Genomic DNA, 18,433 nt, shown 5'->3' with positions numbered 1-18,433 from the left:
TTCTTTTCGCTCGTCGGGAAGAAAGAACGGCTCTTCGACTTCGCTCAGGGCCAACCGAGTTTGAAGGACGCATATGACCCTGACCGTCGCCTGCCAGATGGACCCGCTCGACAAGATCAATATCGCCGGGGATTCGACCTTTGCGCTGATGCTGAAGGCGCAGGCGCGCGGCCATCGGCTCTTTTATTATCCCCCCGAAGCGCTGAATTATTCGGACGGGCGCGTCTGGGCAAAGGCATGGCCGGTCGAGGTGCGCGCGAACCCGGACGATCATTTCACGCTGGGCGATCCGGTCAATCTCGACCTTGGCGAAGAGGCCGATGTCGTGCTGATGCGACAGGACCCGCCTTTCGATCTCGGCTATATCACCGCCACCCACATTCTTGAGCGGATCAGCGACCGGACGGTGATCCTCAACGAGCCCGCGCAGGTGCGCAATGCGCCCGAAAAAATGTTCGTGCTCGATTATGCGCGCTACATGCCGCCCACGCTCATCACCCGCAGCTATGACGAGGCGCGGGCGTTTCTCGATACGCATGGGTCGATCGTGGTGAAGCCGCTGCACGGCAATGGCGGCAAGGCGATTTTCAAGATCGATTCGGACGGGCAGAATCTCTCTTCGCTGATCGAGGTGTTCAACAATGCCTATCGCGAGCCGCATATGGTGCAGGCCTTCCTTCCCGACATTGCCAAGGGCGACAAGCGCATCGTGCTGGTCGATGGCGAGGTTGCGGGCGCGATCAACCGCCTGCCGGGCAAGGGCGAGATCCGCTCGAACCTCGCGGTCGGGGGCAGCGCGGAGAAGACCGAACTGACCGAAACCGAGCGCGAAATCTGCGCGGCGATGGGGCCTGAGCTGAAGAAGCGCGGGCTGATCTTTGTCGGGATCGACGTGATCGGCGGCAAATGGCTCACCGAAATCAACGTCACCTCGCCAACCGGAATCGTCGCGATCGACAAGTTCAACGGCACCGACAGTTCGGGGATGATCTGGGACGCGGTCGAACGGCGCGTGGGTGAATTGACGACGCGCTGAAGCGCCGCCCGGACCTTTACGACGATACGGCGCGTTCGTTCGCATCCATGGGCCAGTTCGTCATCAACCTGATCGCCGCAGGCGGATATTGGGGCATTGCGTTCCTGATGGCGCTGGAAAATGTCGTGCCGCCGATCCCGTCCGAACTCATCATGGGGCTGGGCGGAATCGCGGTGGCGCGCGGCAACATGAACCTCGAACTGCTGCTGATCGCCGGTACGATCGGCAGCGTCGTCGGCAATTGCTTCTGGTATTGGGTCGGGCGAAAGCTGGGCGTCAAACGGCTCAAACCCTTTGTCGATCGCTGGGGCCGCTGGCTGACGGTCGATTGGGCCGAGATCGAACGCGTCGAGCGATTCTTCCACAAACATGGCGGCTGGATGGTGTTCGTCTGCCGCTTCCTCCCCACCTTTCGCACCATGATCTCGCTGCCTGCGGGCATGACGCATATGGGTCTGCCGCGCTTCCTTGCCTGGACGACGACCGGCACGCTGATCTGGAACGCCGTGCTGGTCGGCGCGGGCTATTATCTGGGGCGCAACTTCAGCAAGCTCGATCAGGTTATCGGGCCGGTGACGATCGCGATCGTGGCGCTGGTCGCGCTCTGGTATCTTTGGCGCGTCTTCACATGGAAGCCTTCGCCGAGCGAGGAGTGATTCCCGGACCGGATCGTCAGCGAGGAGCCCAGCGACGAAGCGATCCAGTGACGCACGCGCGACGGCGCTGGATTGCCGCGCCCTGCCGGACTCGCAATGACGATAACGCCTTATATCAAGCGGCTCATCCCTCCGCGCGCGGATGGGCGTTGCGATACACGTCCAGCAGATGCGCCGCATCGACTCGCGTATAGATCTGCGTCGAACTGAGGCTGGCATGGCCCAGCAATTCCTGAAGGCTGCGCAAATCCGCGCCGCGCCCCAGCAGATGCGTCGCGAAACTGTGGCGCAGCGCATGCGGGGTGGTGCGATCCGACAGGCCGAGCACGGCCCGCGCGTGCCGCACCGAACGGCGCACCAGCGCGGGCGATAGCGGGCCTCCCTTTACCCCGCGAAAGATCGGCGATCCGGACGACACACCGAAGGGACAAAGATCGGCATAGCGTTCCAGCGCCTCGCGCACCTGCGGCAATAGCGGGACCATCCGCGTCTTCGACCGCTTGCCGGTAACGCTGAGCGTTTCGCCCAGCGGAAAGATGCCGCCCTCGAGCATCAGCGCCTCACCGATGCGAAGCCCCGCGCCGTAAAGCAGCAGCAGCACCGCCCAGTCGCGCGCCGCGATCCACGGTTCGCTCGCCTCCTCCGCCACCGTTTCGGCGAGCGCCAGCACTTCATCCGGCGCGATCGGGCGCGGCACGCCTTTTTTGACGCGAGGGCCCTTCAGCGGCGGGCCGCTTGTCCCTTCGCCTGCCCAGGACAGAAACCCGCGTATCGCCGATACCTCCCGCGCCGCCGACACATTGGACAGACCCTCGCTGCGGCGATGGGCGAGATAGGCGCGAAGATCGGCAGCGCTTACCCGGCCAAGCGCGGCGCGCGAAATCTCCTCGCCCCAATGCTGTCCCAGAAACGCGACAAGGCGCGCCGCCGTCGCCCGATAGGCGCGCACCGTATGCTCCGAACGCCGCCGGTCGGTGCCGAGATGGCGGGCAAAGCCCGTGGGAAGATCGGATATCATGACTATTGCCCTTGCGGCACCATAGCGCGCCGCCGTGAATATATCACGGACCATCCGGTAAAACGCGTAGCTGAAAGATACCGTTCATCAAGGCCCGGCTTATATGCATTGCAACAGGGGGAAGTGACCGTGCATCCGGGCAGTGCGCGATCACCGGTGAAATGGGCGGTTTGCCGCCGGGTAAGGATTTGGGACGATCGATGATTCATGGCGCTCGGCAGATCAATGCATCGCATGCTGAATCGCCCGTCGGGTTCCACGGTCCCTACAGGCACCAGCAACTCGTCGACGCCATTGTCGCTGCGGTGCGCGCGGGCGATGATGACGCAGTCAACCGGCTGGACCGGGTCCTGCGCGAGCTGGAGCGCCAGCAGCGCCATTTCCGCTAAGCCCGCACCGCGCCGCACCGCCCGGGAGCGACGCGGCGCGAGCGCGAGGCAATTGCCGTTCAGCCGATCGTCTGACCCGTCTTGCCCCAGTCGGCGAGGAAGCCCTCAATCCCCTTGTCGGTCAGCGGATGTTTGATCAGCTGGCGGATCACCTGCGGCGGCGCGGTCATCACATCGGCGCCCAGCTTCGCCGCTTCGAGGATGTGGACGGGGTGGCGCACGCTCGCCACCAGAATCTCGGTATCGAACATATAATTGTCGTAGATCAGCCGGATATCTTCGATCAGGCGCATGCCGTCGAACCCGATATCGTCGTGACGCCCGACGAACGGCGAAATGAAGGTCGCGCCCGCTTTCGCCGCGAGCAGCGCCTGATTGGCGGAAAAGCACAGCGTCACATTGACCATCGTGCCGTCGCTGGTCAGCGCCTTGCAGGTTTTGAGGCCGTCGATGGTCAGCGGCACCTTGATCGCGACATTGTCGGCGATCTTGCGCAGCACTTCGGCCTCTTTCATCATGGTTTCATGGTCGAGCGCGACCACTTCGGCCGAAACCGGCCCCGGCGTGATGCCGCAGATTTCCTCGACCACTTCGAGGAATTTGCGACCCGATTTGTGGATCAGCGACGGGTTGGTGGTGACGCCGTCGACCAGACCGGATTCGGCCAGATCGCGGATTTCGGCGGTATCGGCGGTATCGACAAAGAATTTCATGGCTTGGCTTTCCCTGGCAGGCAGAATTTCGAGCGCTCCCTAACCGCTGATCGGCGAAAGGTCACCCCGGATCGAACCGGCAGCGCCTATTCGCCGCTGCGCGCGCGCAGCCGATCGCGCAGCGCGACCAGTGCGCCGCGCAGTTCCTGCACCTCGGGCACGCTGCATCCGCTGGCGGCAAAGACGCGTTCGGGCAGGCGCGCCGCCTCGCCGCGCAGATTGCGCCCCTTGTCGGTCAGCGAAACGATCACCCGCCGCTCATCCTGCGGACTGCGCTGACGATCGACCAGCCCCAGCGTTTCGAGGCGTTTGAGGAGCGGCGTCAGCGTATTGGTTTCGAGCATCAGCCGCTCGCCAATCTCACCCACGCGAACCGAGTCGCGCTCCCACAGCACCAGCAGTACCAGATATTGCGGATAGGTGACGCCCAGCCGGTCGAGCAGCGGCTTGTACATGCGCGTGATCGCATGGTTCGCGGAATAAACCGCGAAACACAATTGGTTATCCAGCGCCAGCAACTCGGCGGAAAGATCGGGTTCGGCCGTTTCCATCGCCCTTCTATAGCGCGGCGAAGCGCAAAGACGAAATAGCGCGCGTCGTATCTTGAACGATTATATCGTGCACGATATATATCATGCCCCTAAAGGAGATATCCGACATGAAGACGCTCTATTCGACCAGTGCCGTGGCAACCGGCGGACGCGAAGGAAGCGCGCGCTCGAAAGACGGCGCGCTGGATGTGACGCTCACCACCCCGAAAGAACTGGGCGGGGGCAGCGGCGCAGGCACCAATCCCGAACAGTTGTTCGCCGCTGGCTATGCGGCCTGTTTCCTGAGCGCGGCAAAGCTGATCGCGGGCCAGCGCAAGGTGACGTTGCCCGATGAAGCCGCCATCACCGCAACGGTCGGCATCGGTCCGAATGACAAGGGCGAAGGCTATGGCCTTGCCGTCGCGCTGACTGCTGATTTCCCCGGTATCGAGCGCGACGAAGCGCAGGCGATCGTCGATGCCGCGCATGCTGTCTGCCCGTACAGCAATGCGACGCGCGGCAATATCGACGTAACGCTCTCGCTCGCCTGAGCCGGAGCGAAGGGGCGCGGCATCTGAGCGCGCCCCTTCCTCCCTCGCGCGCGTCGCGGTAAGGCACCGCCATGCAGTCTTCCCGCGCCCGGGTCATCATCATGAACGCAGCGCTCGGCCCGCTCGATTACCGGGTGCCGCACGGCATGACCGTAGGGCCGGGGTCGATCGTCGTCGCACCGCTCGGCCCGCGCCAGCTATTGGGCGTGGTGTGGGAGGCGGACCGGCTTCCGACCGAAGAGGTCGGCGACAACCGGCTGCGCAACCTGATCGGCGTGATGGACGCGCCGCCGATTTCCGCGCCGCTGCGCCGCCTGATCGAATGGACGGCAGACTATTATCTCGCCGCCCCCGCCTCCGTCCTGCGCATGGCGCTTGCCTCCACATCGGCGCTGGAGGGCGCACGCACCACGCTGGAATATCGTGCGACGGGCGAAGTGCCGCAACGCTTAACGCCGCAGCGCGAACAGGCGCTCGAACGGATCGGCGAGCGGCAGGGCAGCATCCGCGAACTCGCCGCCATGGCCGAAGTGTCGGACGCCGTGCTGCGCGGACTGGTAAAGACCGGCGCGATCGAATCGGTCGAGGTCGATCTCGACGCGCCGTTCCCCATCCCGGTCGCCGATTTCGCCCCGCCCGAACTCGCCCTGCGTCAGGCGGAGGTTGCGGGCGTGCTGCGCGATGCCGTGGCGGAGCACGCCTTCCGCCCCTTCCTGCTCGACGGGGTCACCGGATCGGGCAAGACCGAAGTCTATTTCGAGGCGGTGGCAGAGGCGATCCGGGCGCGGCGGCAAACGCTCGTCCTGCTCCCCGAAATCGCGCTGACCCAGCCGTTTCTCGCGCGCTTCGCCAAACGCTTCGGCTGCGAACCCGTGGCATGGCATTCGGACCTTCGCCAGTCGCAGCGGCGGCGCGCATGGCGGGCGATTTCGAGCGGGGAGGCGCTGGTAACGGTGGGCGCGCGATCGGCCTTGTTCCTGCCTTACGCCAATCTTGGCTGCATCATCGTCGATGAAGCGCATGAAACCAGCTTCAAACAGGAAGAGGGCGTGCATTATCACGCCCGCGACGTGGCGGTGATGCGCGGCCTGTTCGAAAAATGCCCCGTCGTGCTGGCGTCTGCCACGCCTGCGATCGAAACCCGGCATCAGGTCGAACTGGGCCGCTATACCGAGTTGAAATTGCCGGGGCGCTTCGGCAAGGCCGAACTGCCGACGCTGGAGGCGATCGACATGATCTCCGATCCGCCCGAACGCGGCCGCTGGATCGCGCCCAAACTGGTCAAGGCGATCGACGCAACGCTGGAGCGCAAGGAACAGGTGCTGTTGTTCCTCAACCGGCGCGGCTATGCACCACTCACCCTGTGCCGCAATTGCGGTCACCGGTTCCAATGCCCGAATTGCACCGCGTGGATGGTCGAGCATCGGCTGACGTCGCGGCTCGCATGCCACCATTGCGGGCATACCATGCCGACGCCGCGAATCTGCCCCGAATGCCGCGAGGAGGATACGCTGGTCGCCTGCGGCCCCGGTGTCGAGCGGATCGCCGATGAGGCAGCGGCGCTCTGGCCCGAAGCGCGCACCGCGATCGTCACCTCCGACACGCTCTGGTCGCCCGCGCGCGCCGCCGAATTCGTCCGGCGAATGGAGGCGGGTGAGATCGATATCGTGATCGGCACCCAGCTGGTGACCAAGGGCTATCACTTCCCCAATCTGACGCTGGTGGGCGTGATCGACGCCGATCTGGGGCTGGAGGGCGGCGACCTTCGCGCCGCGGAAAAGACGTTTCAGCAGATCATGCAGGTATCGGGCCGGGCAGGGCGGGGCGAGAAACCCGGCACCGTCTATATCCAGACGCATTCGAAGGATGCGCCGGTGATGCAGGCGCTGGTCACCGGCGATGCGGAAAGCTTTTACGCGGCGGAGACCGATGCGCGGCGCGATGCCGATGCGCCGCCCTTCGGCCGCTATGCCGCGATCATCGTGTCGAGCGAGGATAAGGAGGCGGCACAGCTTACCGCGACCGCCATTGCCCGCGCAGCGCCCGACATCGCCGATATGATGGTCTTCGGTCCCGCGCCCGCGCCGCTCGCCATGCTGCGCGGGCGGCACCGGTTCCGCCTGCTCGTCCATGCACGCCGCGCGCTTGCTGTGCAGGATGTGATCCGCGACTGGATCGGCGCGCTCAACTGGTCGCCCAAAGTGCGCGTCGCGGTCGATGTCGATCCGTACAGCTTCCTCTGACGGTCTTGCGAAAGCCCGACCGATCGGGGACAAGGCGCGAGGGCAAGCGGATGAGGGAGAGGGATGCGGCTGTTGCGCGTGCTGATGATGGTGGTCGCTGCGATCGCCTGCACCGGCGTGCCTGCCAGTGCCGATGATATTTCGGCGGCGGCGCGCGGGGTGGTGCGGGTCGTTATTATCGCGCAGGCGGATGGCGAGGAGCTGGGGCGCGGCCATGGCAGCGGCTTCGCCATCGCGCCCAACCGCATCGTCACCAATGCCCATGTCGTTGAACTGGCGAACAAATTCCCCTCGCTGGTGACGATCGACATCGTGCCCGAAAGCGGCGATGCGCATTATGAGGGCGAACTGGTCGCCTTCGATCCCGATGCCGATCTCGCCATCATTCAGTTTGACGGGCCGCCTTTGCCGCCCCTGACCTTGTATTCGCCATCGCTGCCCGACGGGGCGGGGTTGGTGTCGCTCGGCTATCCCGGCAATGTCGACAAGGCGACGATGGAATCGCTGTCGCAAATGCTCATCCCGACCGCGCCGGTGCGATCGAGCGGTATCCTGTCGACGCATCGCGACCTTCGCGGGCTCGGCACGATCGAGCATACCGCGCAGATTGCACGCGGCAATTCGGGCGGGCCCCTGCTCGACCAGTGCGGGCGCGTGGTGGGCGTGAACCGGGCGGTGACCAGCGCCGACGATGGCGATGGCGGTTTTGTGATGTCGCTTGATGAAAACGCGCTGGCCGCGTTCCTGAAAGCACAGAAACAGCCCTTCCGCTCGGTCGACTGGCCCTGCACCAGCATGCAGGCGGTGATGGATGCGGCGCGCGAGCGTGCCAGCCGTCAGGCGGATAACAACGAGGAAGCAGCGCGCGAGCGGCGGTTTCAGGCGCTGCGTGCGCAGGACGCCGCGGTCGCTGCGGCGCGGGCGAAGAATGACGCAACCCGCGAAAATATGATGGGCGGCGCGGCGCTGCTGCTCGTGCTCGGCGCGCTTGGCGTCGGTGCGGGCGGGTGGATCGATAGCAAGGGCAATCGCCGCCGCGCGATTCAGGTTGCGGCGGCGGGCGGTGCGGTCATGATCGGCGCTGTCGTGCTGTTCGTGCTGCGCCCCGATTTCGACCCGGCGAGCCTCGACACGGACAAGGGGCAGGCGGGCGGCGATAGCGGCGCTGCACTGGTGTCGGGCAAGCTCAAATGCAGCTTCGACCCCGATCGCAGCCGGGTGACGGTTTCGGACGCAGCCCCGATGACGCTCGACTGGAAACAGGGCTGCGTCGCGGGACGCACCCAATATGTCGAGGGCGCGGACGGCTGGACGCGGATTCTCGTCCCCGACAATGAAGCGAGTGTGACGGTAAACCATTTCGATCCCGCATCGCGCAGCTTTACCAGCGACCGCTATCTGCTGCCGCGCGATGCGATGGCGCGGGTGCGCGAGCTGCGCACCGATGCCGAGCTGAAGAGCTGCACCAGCGATCAGGCGAAGCTGGGCGAGCTTGCCTCACGCCAGTCGGCGATCCGCGCCGCGCTGCCCGAACAACCCGATGAGCGGCTGGTCTATAGCTGTTCGCCGCAATGACCGAAGGGGGACTATCCATGCGAAGCCTTGCCGCCGCCGCGCTCCTGCTGATTGCAGCAGCGCCGCCCGTATATGCCCAAACCGACGTGTCGGTATCGGTTGCGCCCGGTCTGGGCGAAACGCATTCGGGGAGGTTGCTGATCTTCGCCGAAAAGGTCGCGCCCGATGCCAAACCGCAGGAGGAGGTCGATACCTCCGCCTTCAACCCTACCGGCACGGCAGTGGCGGGGCGCGAGGTGACCGATTTCCGACCCGGCACGCCGGCGCTGATCGGGACCGGCACCGATGCCTTTCCGACGCCTTTTGCCGAGCTTCCGGCCGGCACCTATCGCTTTCAGGCGGTGCTCGACCCCGATCACAGCTATGCCTATGCGGGCCGCGACGCGGGTGATCTGGTCTCGCCGGTGGTGCAGGCGAGCTTGCCCGGCGCGGTGCCGGTGCTGACGCTGGACAAGGCACTGCCGAAAACCGATTTCGACGCGGTGCTGGCGCGCTATCCCGAAGACCTGCGCGCTGCGGTTGATCAGGGGCTGAAATCGGTTCGGCCGGTCGATTTCCAGAGCACGGTCATGACCCGTTTCTGGGGCAGGCCTACCGCGATTCACGGCTGGGTGGCGCTGCCGCCCGGCTATAACCCGAACGGCAAAGCGACCTTTCCCACCGTCTATTCCGACGGCGGGTTCGGCAGTTCGCTCGATTCGGCGAAGATGAGCGCGGCGATGATGGCGCACCGGATGGCGACGGGTGAAATGCCGCCGATGATCTGGGTCTATCTCGACCATCATATCGCCACCGGCACGCATGAATTCGCCGATTCGAAGAATAACGGGCCATGGGGCACCGCGCTGGTCACGGAACTGATTCCGGCGCTCGAACGCCAATATCGCATGGATGGGCGAGCAAGCAGCCGCTTCCTGACCGGGCATAGCTCGGGCGGCTGGTCGACGCTGTGGCTTCAGGTCAAATGGCCAAAGGTGTTCGGCGGCACCTGGCCGACCTCGCCCGACCCGAGCGATTTCCACGATTTCACCAATGTGAATCTCTATGCTGACAACGCCAATTTCTATCACGGCCCTGACGGCAAGCCGCTGCCGCTGATCCGCGACAAGGGCAAGGCGATCGCGACGACGAAGGAATTCGGCGAGCTGGAGCATGTGCTGGGCAGCTATGGCGGTCAGTTCGCCAGCTTTGAATGGGTATTCTCGCCGCGCTGCCCCGATGGCCGCCCCTGTCCAATATTCGACCGGGCGACGGGCGCAGTCGATCCGAAGGTCGCGCGCTACTGGATCGACAATTATGACGTCGCGCATATCGTAAAGCGCGACTGGCATGCGATCGGTCCGGACGTGAAGGGCAAGCTGCACCTGATCGTCGGTACGGCGGATACCTTCTATCTCGACGGCCCCGCGCACCGGCTGCAAAAGGTGCTGGAGGAGGTCGGCGATACCTCCAAATTCCGCTTCATTCCGGACCGCACCCATTTCGACCTGTTCCGCATCGGCGACGACCGGCAGGGCCTGATGAAGGTGATCGGCAAGGAAATGTACGACATCGCCCGCCCCGGTAATGACTGGCAGGCGAAGCAGTAAGAGTCCGGCGAGAAAGATCGTCATTGCGAGCCCCGCAGGGGCGCGGCAATCCAGGGCGGTACGCGCGCGCCGCTGGATCGCTTCGTCGCTTCGCGCCTCGCGATGACGATCGGGTCAGCGCGTCATGACACGCTGCGTTGATGTGGACCTATGCGCGTATTGCGATCGTCGTCACCCCAGCGAAAGCTGCGGCCTCCGGGGGGCTTGGGGAGAACCGATCCGCGCACCTGCAGCAGATGCCAGCTTGCGCTGGCATGACGGCGAGGGGATGGGGCGCCATCCATGCAGCCTGGTATAACGCCTGTGCAATCCCGGCATCAGCGCGATGCGGACAGGGGCGGCCGATCCGGTGCCCCTGCCTGCACAAACCATCAGAACACCGCGTCGACCAGCTTGCGGAACGCGTCCGCGCGGTGGCTGATTTCGTGCTTCTTCGCCGGGTCCATTTCGCCGAACGTTTCGCTTTCGCCCAGTGGCACGAACATCGGGTCATAGCCGAAGCCGACATTCCCGCGCGGCGGCCAGACGAGCTGACCCTCGACCGACCCTTCGAACCATTCGACATGGCCGTCGGGCCAGGCGAGCGCGAGCATGCACACGAAATGCGCCGACCGGCTGACGTCCGGTCCCTTTTCGGCGAGCTTCCCCTCGACCTTGCCCATGGCCATATACCAGTCGCGTCCCGGTGGCCCCTCGACCGGCTGCCGCTCCGCCCAGTCGGCGGTGTAGACGCCGGGCGCATTGCCAAGCGCCTCGACGCACAGCCCGCTATCGTCGGCGAGCGCGGGCAGGCCCGAAAGGTCCGCTGCCTGCATCGCCTTCAATTCGGCATTGGCATAAAAGGTCGTGCCGTTCTCGACCGGTTCGGGAAGGTCGAGTTCTTTCGCCGATACCGGCTCGATGCCGAAGGGTTTCAGCAGTTCGCGAATCTCGCGCACCTTGCCCTCATTATGGCTGGCGATGACCAGCTTGCCGGGCGTGAGTTTGCGGATCGCCTGCGGCGCATCGCCCCCGATCCCTTCTTCGGGGCCGCTCACTTGCCGACAGCCTTTAGCTGCGCCGCGAAGATTTCGTTACAGCCCATCCGCGCGAGGCGGAGCAGGCGAAGCAGCGCTTCCTCGTCATAGGTCGCGCCTTCCGCCGTCGCCTGCGCCTCGGCGATATTGCCGTCGGACAGCAGCACGAAATTGGCGTCGGCATCGGCGTTCGAATCCTCGTCATAATCAAGGTCGAGCACCGGATTGCCCTGATAGATGCCGCAGCTGACCGCCGCGACCTGCTTCTGAATCGGATCGGCGGCCAGATCGCCCTTTGCGATCAGCTTGTCGACGGCCATCCGCAGCGCGACCCATGCGCCCGAAATCGACGCGGTGCGCGTGCCGCCATCGGCCTGAATCACATCGCAATCGAGCGTGATCTGGCGTTCGCCGAGCAGTTTCAGGTCGGTCACCGCGCGCAAGCTGCGCCCGATCAGCCGCTGAATCTCCTGCGTCCGGCCCGATTGCTTACCCTTCGCTGCTTCGCGGCTGCCGCGTGTATGGGTGGCGCGGGGCAGCATGCCATATTCAGCCGTGACCCAGCCTTCGCCCTTGCCGCGCAGCCAGGGCGGAATGCGTTCTTCCACGCTTGCCGTCACCAGCACGCGGGTATCGCCGAACCCGATCAGCACCGATCCTTCGGCATGGCGGGTGAAGTTCGGTTCGATCGTGATGGGGCGCATCTCGTCGGGGCTGCGGCCGGATGGGCGCATGAACATTTCTCCTTTGGTCTCGTTATCGCGGCACCTAGACCCCGTCGCGCCGTCGCGCCAGTGTCGCCGCGATATTCCGCTCAAAGGGACCGTATATGATGAAGAAGCGCCTTTCGATCCTGATCCCGCTCGCCGCGCTTGCCGGCTGCGCGCATAACGAGGCGCAGCCGGGTGAGGGGAGCACCGCCGGGCCTGAGGCGATCCGCTATGAAACCAGCCCCTGTTTCGGCATGTGCCCGGTATATACCGTCACCGTCCGCCGCGACGGCAGCGGCACCTTTACCGGCATGCGCAACACGCAGGTGAAGGGCGACCGCACCTTTACCGTCACCCCGGCGCAATATGCCGCTTTCGCCGCGCGCCTCGCGCCCTATCGCCCCGAAGGCGAGAAATTATATCAGCCCGGATCGCCGCTGTGCGAAAATGCCGCGACCGATATGCCGGGCGTGGATGTGAAATGGACCGGGCCGAAGGGGACCGATCATCTCAACGTCTATTATGGCTGCGACCGGCGGAAGAACGGCGCGATGATCGATGCGCTCGGCAATGCCGTGGACTCGCTTCCCATCGAATCGCTGATCGGCGAGCGCCCTTGAGCGGGGCGCGGCTTGCGCTACATCATAGGATATGATGGCACCGCCGATCACCGAATTGTCCGAACGCGCGCGCGACATCTTCCGCGCCACGGTCGAGGCATATCTCGATTCGGGGCTGCCGGTCGGATCGCGCACGATTTCGCGGCTCCCCGGCTTCAACCTGTCGCCCGCATCGGTGCGCAATGTGATGCAGGATCTCGAAGAGCTGGGCCTGCTCGCCGCGCCGCATACCAGTGCGGGGCGTATGCCGACCGATTTCGGCCTCCGCCTGTTCGTCGACGGCATGATGCACGCGCTCGAACCCAGCAGCGAGGAGCGCGCGGCGATCGAATCGCGGGCAGGCGAAGCCGGATCGATTGAGGAGGCGCTGTCCAACACCACTGCCGCGCTGTCGGGCCTGTCGGCCTGTGCGGGCATGGTGATGGTGCCCAAGCGCGAAATGATCGTTCGCCAGTTCAGCTTCGTACCGCTCAGCCAGGACAAGGCGCTCGCCGTGCTGGTCGGCGAAGACGGCGGGATCGAAAATCGCGTCGTCGACCTGCCCCCCGGCATGGCACCCTCGGCGCTGGTGGAGGCGGGCAATTACCTCACCGCGACGCTTGCCGGGTCGACGCTGGCCGAGGTGCGCGCCCGGCTGGTCCGCCGGATCGATGCCGAGCGCAATGCGCTCGACGCCGCTGCACGCGCGCTCATCGAACGCGGCATCGCTACCTGGACGCAGGACGGCGATGCGCGCCCCGTGCTGATCGTGCGGGGGCAGGCGCGGCTGCTCGACGAAGCGGCGAGCGAGGATCTCGAACGCGTGCGCCTGTTGCTCGACGAGCTGGAGGGCAAGCAGGAGATTGCCCGCCTGCTCGACAGCGCACGCGACGGCGAAGCGACGCGCATTTTCATCGGTTCGGAAAATAAACTTTTCGCGCTGTCCGGCTCTTCGGTCATCGCAAAGCCGGTCCGGGCACTGGACGGTCAGGTCGTCGGCGTGGTCGGCGTGATCGGCCCGACACGGTTGAACTACGCCCGCGTCGTCCCCATGGTGGATTTCACCGCAGCGACCGTTGCCCGATTGCTGGGCTGACGGCCTCAACAGACATGAACAGGAAACAATGAGCGACAACGATCAGATCGATCCCGGCAAGACGGGCGAGGCCGAAGATCTTCGCGAGGAAACGGCGGAAGCCGCGCCCGAACTCGCCGAACATGACAATGCCAATGACCGTATCGCAAAGCTGGAAAAACAGCTTGAGGAAGCGAATGCGGCGACGCTCTATGCGCAGGCGGAAATGCAGAATGTCCGCCGCCGCGCCGAAAAGGAGGCGAAGGACGCGCGTGCTTATGCCGTCACGCAATTCGCGCGCGACGTGTTGTCGGTCGCCGACAATCTTTCGCGCGCGCTGGGCGCGATCCCGAACGAGCTGCGCGGCGATGACAAGATGAAGGGGCTGGTCACCGGTCTTGAAGCCACGGGTCGCGAGCTGGAGACGGTGTTCACGCGCCACGGCATCGCAAAGATCAGCGCGATGGGCGAGGCGCTCGACCCCAACCGGCATCAGGCGATGATGGAAGTGCCGAACGACGAGGCCGAACCCGGCACCATCGTTCAGGAAATTCAGACAGGCTATATGCTCAACGACCGGCTGCTGCGGCCCGCTTTGGTCGGCGTCGCGAAAAAGCCCGACTGACGGCGATGTCCCCGGCTCGGCCGCTATCGGCCGAGCCGGGGTGACGCGGGCCGCGCGAGTTCCTATGTTCGAAGGCATGTCGGCCCGCATCGCATCCATTCCGAACCGGCGCGCGATCATCGATCGCCGCGCGCTCGCCGAACGGCTTTCCGCGCTGGAAGGGCGCGACATCCCCAAATTGCGGCTGGCCGCTGCACTGGTGCTGAAGGACGCGATCGCCGATGGGCGGTCGGAGATCGAAAAGCGGCTGCGCGCCAAACCCTCGGCGGGGCTTGCCACCGCGGCATCGGGTGCGTTCCTGATCGATCAGGTGCTTCGCCTGTTATGGGATTTCACGCTCGAACGGCTCTATCCGAATAACAATCCCAGCACTGCCGAGCGGATGGTGCTGATCGCGGTGGGCGGCTATGGCCGCGGCGAAATGGCGCCGCATTCGGATGTCGATATCGGCTTTCTCACCCCCTGGAAACAGACGGCGTGGAGCGAGCAGGTCATCGAATCGATGCTCTATTCGCTCTGGGACATGGGGCTGAAGGTCGGGCACAGCTCGCGCTCGCTCGACGACATGGTGCGTCAGGCAAAGGCCGATGTGACGATCCGCACCAGCCTGATCGAAGCGCGCTATATCTGGGGCGATACCGATCTGTATGACGAAGCTGCCCGCCGCTTCCATCATGAGGTTCAGGCCGATACCGCGCGCCAGTTCATCGCCGACAAGCTCGCCGAGCGCGATGCCCGGCACAAGAAAATGGGCGACAGCCGCTATGTCGTCGAACCCAATGTGAAGGAAGGCAAAGGCGGGCTTCGCGATCTTCAGACGCTGTTCTGGATCGGCAAATATGCCCATAATGTCCGCCGTGCCGCCGAACTGGTCGATGCGGGGCTATTCACTCGCCATGAATATCGCCAGTTCAATCGCGCGGAGAATTTCCTCTGGGCGGTGCGCTGCCACCTCCATGTCATCACCGGCCGCGCCGAGGATCGGTTGACCTTCGATGTGCAGCCCGAAATCGCCGAGCGGATGCATTATGCCGACCGCCCCGGTAAATCGAAGGTCGAACGCTTCATGCAGTTCTACTTTCTTCAGGCGAAGCGCGTGGGCGACCTGACCGGGCTGTTCCTTGCCCATCTCGACGAAAAATATGCCGCGCGCGGGCGGCGCTTCGGCCTGCCGACGATCCGCCGTACGCCCAAAAAGCTGCACGGCTTCGTGCTCGATCGCGGGCGGCTTGCGCTGCCGTCGGACGATTTCTTCGCCGAATATCCGGTCCGGCTGATCCAGATCTTCCACCTCGCCGGCAAACATCGGCTGGAGATTCACCCGCTGGCGATGCGGGCCGCATCGCGCGATGCGAAGCTGGTCGACGATTGTCGCCGCGATCCGCTCGCCAATTCGCTGTTCCTCGACGTGCTGACCAGCGAACGCGATCCCGAAACCGTGCTTCGCTGGATGAACGAAGCGGGCGTGTTCGGCCGTTTCATGCCCGATTTCGGCCGTGTCGTCGCGCAGATGCAGTTCGACATGTACCATCATTATACGGTCGACGAACACACGATCCGCGCCATCGGGCTGCTCAGCAAAATCGAACATGGCGCGCTGGCCGAGGATCATCCGCTCGTCACTGCGATCCTCCCCAATATCGCCGCGCGCCGCGCGCTCTATGTCGCGGTGCTGCTCCACGACATTGCCAAGGGGCGGGGGGGCGATCATTCGGTGCTGGGCGCGGAAGTCGCCGAACGGCTGTGCCCGCGCCTCGGCATGACGCCGGGCGAAACCGAAACGGTCGCCTGGCTGGTGCGCCATCATCTGCTGATGTCAGCGACTGCGTTCAAGCGCGACCTTGCCGATTTCAAGACGATCCTCGATTTCGCCGAACAGGTGCAAAGCCCGCAGCGGCTGATGATGCTGCTGATCCTCACCACCGTCGATATCCGCGCGGTCGGCCCCGGCATCTGGAACGGGTGGAAGCGGCAGCTGCTCACCAATCTGTACGAATCGGCCGAAGAAGTGCTTCGCCTCGGCCATAAGCAAAAGGGCCGCGACGAACGCATCGCCGCGAAACAGGCCGATGTCGCAGAAGCGCTTGGCTGGGACGATTCGCGGATGAAGCTGCTCATCGACGATCTCCCCGAATCCTACTGGATCGCCGAGCCGGTCGATGTCATCGCCGCCAATGCGCGGCTGATCGATGCGGCGGCGCGCGAGGGCGAGGGGCTGTCGATCGCGGCGGAGGTCTATCCCAATCAGGATGCGACGCTGGTCAGCATCCATTGCGCCGACCATCCGGGGATTTTCTATCGCATCGCCGGTGCGATCCATGCCGCGGGCGGCAATATCATCGACGCGCGAATCCACACCTCGCGCTCGGGACAGGCGATCGACAACTTCCTCGTGCAGGACCCGCTCGGCAACCCGTTCGACGATCCGGGACAATTGTCGCGGCTAAAGGATGCGATCCGCGAAGCGCTCACCAACCGCGCCAAAATGGCCGAGCGGCTGAAGCGCAAGCCGCTTCCCCGGCTGCGCGCCGAAGCGTTCGAGATTCATTCGAACGTGTTCATCGACAACAACGCCTCGAACCGCTTCACGGTGATCGAAGTCAATGCCCGCGACAAACCGGCGCTGCTCCATCACCTTGCGCAGACGCTGTTTCAGGCAAAGGTGACGCTGCACAGCGCGCATATCGCCACCTATGGCGAGCGCGCGGTCGATACGTTCTACGTCACTGACCTGCTGAACGACAAAATCACCAGCACCACCCGCCTCGCCGCCCTAGAACGCCGCCTCCTCGAAGCCGCCGACCATGAAGAGGACACCCGCGAAGCGGCGTGACGGCGTGATAAACCTTTGGGGGTCACGATGAAGACGATCGGCCTGATCGGCGGGATGAGCTGGGAAAGCTCCGCCGAATATTATCGCCTGCTCAATCAGAGCGTGCGCGCCCGGCATGGTCCTGCCGCCTCGGCGCGCTGTGTCCTCTGGTCGTTCGATTTTGCGGAAATCGAGGCGCTGCAACGCGCCGGCGACTGGGACGCGCTCACCGACCGCATGGTCGATGCCGCGCGCCGGGTGGAGGGCGCGGGCGCCGATCTGCTGCTGATCTGCACCAACACCATGCACAAAATGGCGCCGCAGGTGGAGGCGGCGATCACTATCCCGCTGCTCCACATCGTCGATCCCGCCGCCCGGCGGATCGTCGGTGCCGGATTGTCGAAGGTGGCGCTGCTCGGCACCGCCTTCACTATGGAGCAGGATTTCTACCGGGACCGGCTGGCGCAGCACGGGCTCGACGTGCTGGTGCCGGACATGGCCGACCGCGCGACGGTTCACCGGACAATCTATGACGAGCTGGTGGCGGGTATCGTTACCGGGGATTCCCGCGCAGCGTATCGCGACATCATCGCGCGGCTGGTCGGGCAGGGGGCGCAGGCGGTAATTCTCGGCTGCACCGAAATCATGCTGCTCGTCCGCCCCGAAGACAGCGCCGTCCCGCTGTTCGACACCACCGCCCTCCATGTCGAGGGCGCGCTGGAGGCGGCACTGGCGCAATGACCGGCGCGATGGAACTCGCCGACACCATTCGCCAGCTGGGCGCGCTGATCGCTCGCTGTCCCGACCGCGCATTTTTCGACGGGCCCGCCAGTGAAGCAGACATCGCCAAGACGGAAGCGGCGATCGGGCGAGCGCTACCCGATGCGTATAAGCAGTTTCTGCGCGCGCATAATGGCGGCTTCATCGCGCAGGAAGCCGTTACGGAGCGTGATGAAGCGACACTCGATACCGAAGCGTGGAACGCCAACCACTTACTGGGCTGCGACGCGATACGTCACGAATATCGCGATGCGTTTCTGATCGCGCGCGATGTCGAGCCGGACCTTGGCGACTGGCCCTTCATCCCCTTCTGCCAGACCGAGGGGCAGGAAACCCTGGTATTCGGTCCGCCGGGGCCAGACGGTATCGCCCCGGTGCTCGATGCCTTTCACGAGGTCGGTGCCGACGAATGGGGCGTGCTGGCACCCGGTTTCCATGTGTTTCTCAACCGCTATGTCGATACCGAAGGGTTTCCCGAAACCATCGCCCTGACCAACGGCTAGAACGTGCAAGGGC

Annotated in this window: 18 protein-coding genes; 13 read left to right on the top strand and 5 right to left on the bottom strand. The window is 64.6% G+C overall.

Annotated elements, in window-relative coordinates:
• Positions 1 to 73: 73 nt before the first annotated feature.
• Both gshB and EV664_RS07975 read left to right on the top strand, forming a co-directional pair.
• Positions 74 to 1,036 (top strand): glutathione synthase, encoded by a 963-nt coding sequence (gene gshB, locus EV664_RS07980; RefSeq protein ID WP_133495168.1) that lies wholly within the window; start codon positions 74 to 76, stop codon positions 1,034 to 1,036.
• A 47-nt stretch (positions 1,037 to 1,083) separates the two neighbouring features.
• Entirely contained in the window at positions 1,084 to 1,692 is a 609-nt protein-coding gene (locus tag EV664_RS07975; protein WP_133495167.1) for a DedA family protein, read from the top strand.
• Positions 1,693 to 1,816: 124 nt separating this feature from the next.
• Here the strand turns inward: EV664_RS07975 and EV664_RS07970 are convergent, their stop codons facing one another.
• Positions 1,817 to 2,710 (bottom strand): tyrosine recombinase XerC, encoded by an 894-nt coding sequence (locus EV664_RS07970; RefSeq protein ID WP_133495166.1) that lies wholly within the window; start codon positions 2,708 to 2,710, stop codon positions 1,817 to 1,819.
• 200 nt (positions 2,711 to 2,910) lie between these two features.
• On the opposite strand from EV664_RS07970, the gene EV664_RS07965 reads away from it, so the two are divergent.
• Positions 2,911 to 3,099, top strand: coding sequence for a hypothetical protein (locus tag EV664_RS07965; protein ID WP_133495165.1), 189 nt, complete (start codon positions 2,911 to 2,913; stop codon positions 3,097 to 3,099).
• 59 nt (positions 3,100 to 3,158) lie between these two features.
• On the opposite strand, the gene fsa is transcribed toward EV664_RS07965, so the two are convergent.
• A complete protein-coding gene (fsa, locus tag EV664_RS07960) occupies positions 3,159 to 3,812 on the bottom strand; it encodes a fructose-6-phosphate aldolase (protein WP_133495164.1) in 654 nt (217 codons plus the stop codon).
• An 86-nt stretch (positions 3,813 to 3,898) separates the two neighbouring features.
• Positions 3,899 to 4,363 carry a MarR family winged helix-turn-helix transcriptional regulator gene (locus tag EV664_RS07955; protein ID WP_133495163.1) on the bottom strand — a complete coding sequence of 155 codons (465 nt, stop codon included), beginning with the start codon at positions 4,361 to 4,363 and terminating at the stop codon, positions 3,899 to 3,901.
• Between the two features lie 107 nt (positions 4,364 to 4,470).
• Here EV664_RS07955 and EV664_RS07950 point away from each other — a divergent pair, with 107 nt between their 5' ends.
• From EV664_RS07950 to EV664_RS07935, 4 genes are all read left to right on the top strand, one after another.
• Positions 4,471 to 4,893 (top strand): organic hydroperoxide resistance protein, encoded by a 423-nt coding sequence (locus EV664_RS07950; protein WP_133495162.1) that lies wholly within the window; start codon positions 4,471 to 4,473, stop codon positions 4,891 to 4,893.
• A 71-nt stretch (positions 4,894 to 4,964) separates the two neighbouring features.
• Positions 4,965 to 7,136, top strand: a complete 2,172-nt coding sequence (locus EV664_RS07945; protein ID WP_133495161.1) for a primosomal protein N' — start codon at positions 4,965 to 4,967, stop codon at positions 7,134 to 7,136.
• Positions 7,137 to 7,199: 63 nt separating this feature from the next.
• Positions 7,200 to 8,711: a trypsin-like peptidase domain-containing protein gene (locus tag EV664_RS07940; RefSeq protein ID WP_133495160.1), complete on the top strand. Its 1,512-nt coding sequence runs from the start codon at positions 7,200 to 7,202 to the stop codon at positions 8,709 to 8,711.
• 17 nt (positions 8,712 to 8,728) lie between these two features.
• The gene (locus tag EV664_RS07935) at positions 8,729 to 10,300 is read left to right on the top strand and encodes an alpha/beta hydrolase (protein ID WP_229668175.1); all 1,572 of its coding nucleotides are present in this window, start codon (positions 8,729 to 8,731) and stop codon (positions 10,298 to 10,300) included.
• Between the two features lie 371 nt (positions 10,301 to 10,671).
• On the opposite strand, the gene rdgB is transcribed toward EV664_RS07935, so the two are convergent.
• Entirely contained in the window at positions 10,672 to 11,337 is a 666-nt protein-coding gene (rdgB, locus tag EV664_RS07930) for an RdgB/HAM1 family non-canonical purine NTP pyrophosphatase (protein ID WP_133495158.1), read from the bottom strand.
• A complete protein-coding gene (rph, locus tag EV664_RS07925; RefSeq protein ID WP_133495157.1) occupies positions 11,334 to 12,050 on the bottom strand; it encodes a ribonuclease PH in 717 nt (238 codons plus the stop codon). The genes rdgB and rph overlap by 4 nt, the downstream gene beginning before the upstream one ends.
• Before the next feature lie 95 nt (positions 12,051 to 12,145).
• Between rph and EV664_RS07920 the strand changes: the two genes are divergently transcribed.
• From EV664_RS07920 to EV664_RS07895, 6 genes are all read left to right on the top strand, one after another.
• Positions 12,146 to 12,646, top strand: a complete 501-nt coding sequence (locus EV664_RS07920) for a DUF6438 domain-containing protein (RefSeq protein ID WP_229668174.1) — start codon at positions 12,146 to 12,148, stop codon at positions 12,644 to 12,646.
• Positions 12,647 to 12,677: 31 nt separating this feature from the next.
• Positions 12,678 to 13,721, top strand: a complete 1,044-nt coding sequence (hrcA, locus tag EV664_RS07915) for a heat-inducible transcriptional repressor HrcA (RefSeq protein WP_133495156.1) — start codon at positions 12,678 to 12,680, stop codon at positions 13,719 to 13,721.
• 28 nt (positions 13,722 to 13,749) lie between these two features.
• A complete protein-coding gene (gene grpE, locus EV664_RS07910; RefSeq protein ID WP_133495155.1) occupies positions 13,750 to 14,325 on the top strand; it encodes a nucleotide exchange factor GrpE in 576 nt (191 codons plus the stop codon).
• A gap of 76 nt (positions 14,326 to 14,401) precedes the next feature.
• Positions 14,402 to 17,158: a [protein-PII] uridylyltransferase gene (locus EV664_RS07905; protein WP_133495341.1), complete on the top strand. Its 2,757-nt coding sequence runs from the start codon at positions 14,402 to 14,404 to the stop codon at positions 17,156 to 17,158.
• 27 nt (positions 17,159 to 17,185) lie between these two features.
• Complete coding sequence (locus tag EV664_RS07900) at positions 17,186 to 17,878, top strand: aspartate/glutamate racemase family protein (RefSeq protein ID WP_133495154.1); 693 nt, start codon at positions 17,186 to 17,188, stop codon at positions 17,876 to 17,878.
• Positions 17,875 to 18,420 carry an SMI1/KNR4 family protein gene (locus EV664_RS07895; protein ID WP_133495153.1) on the top strand — a complete coding sequence of 182 codons (546 nt, stop codon included), beginning with the start codon at positions 17,875 to 17,877 and terminating at the stop codon, positions 18,418 to 18,420. Before EV664_RS07900 ends, EV664_RS07895 begins: the two co-directional genes overlap by 4 nt.
• The last annotated feature ends 13 nt before the right edge of the window (positions 18,421 to 18,433 follow it).

It is taken from the genome of Stakelama pacifica (genome assembly GCF_004361835.1).
In the GTDB taxonomy this organism is placed as follows: domain Bacteria; phylum Pseudomonadota; class Alphaproteobacteria; order Sphingomonadales; family Sphingomonadaceae; genus Sphingomonas; species Sphingomonas pacifica.
Note: the sequence above shows the minus strand (reverse complement) of the source record. Positions and strands in the feature narration are given on the sequence as shown.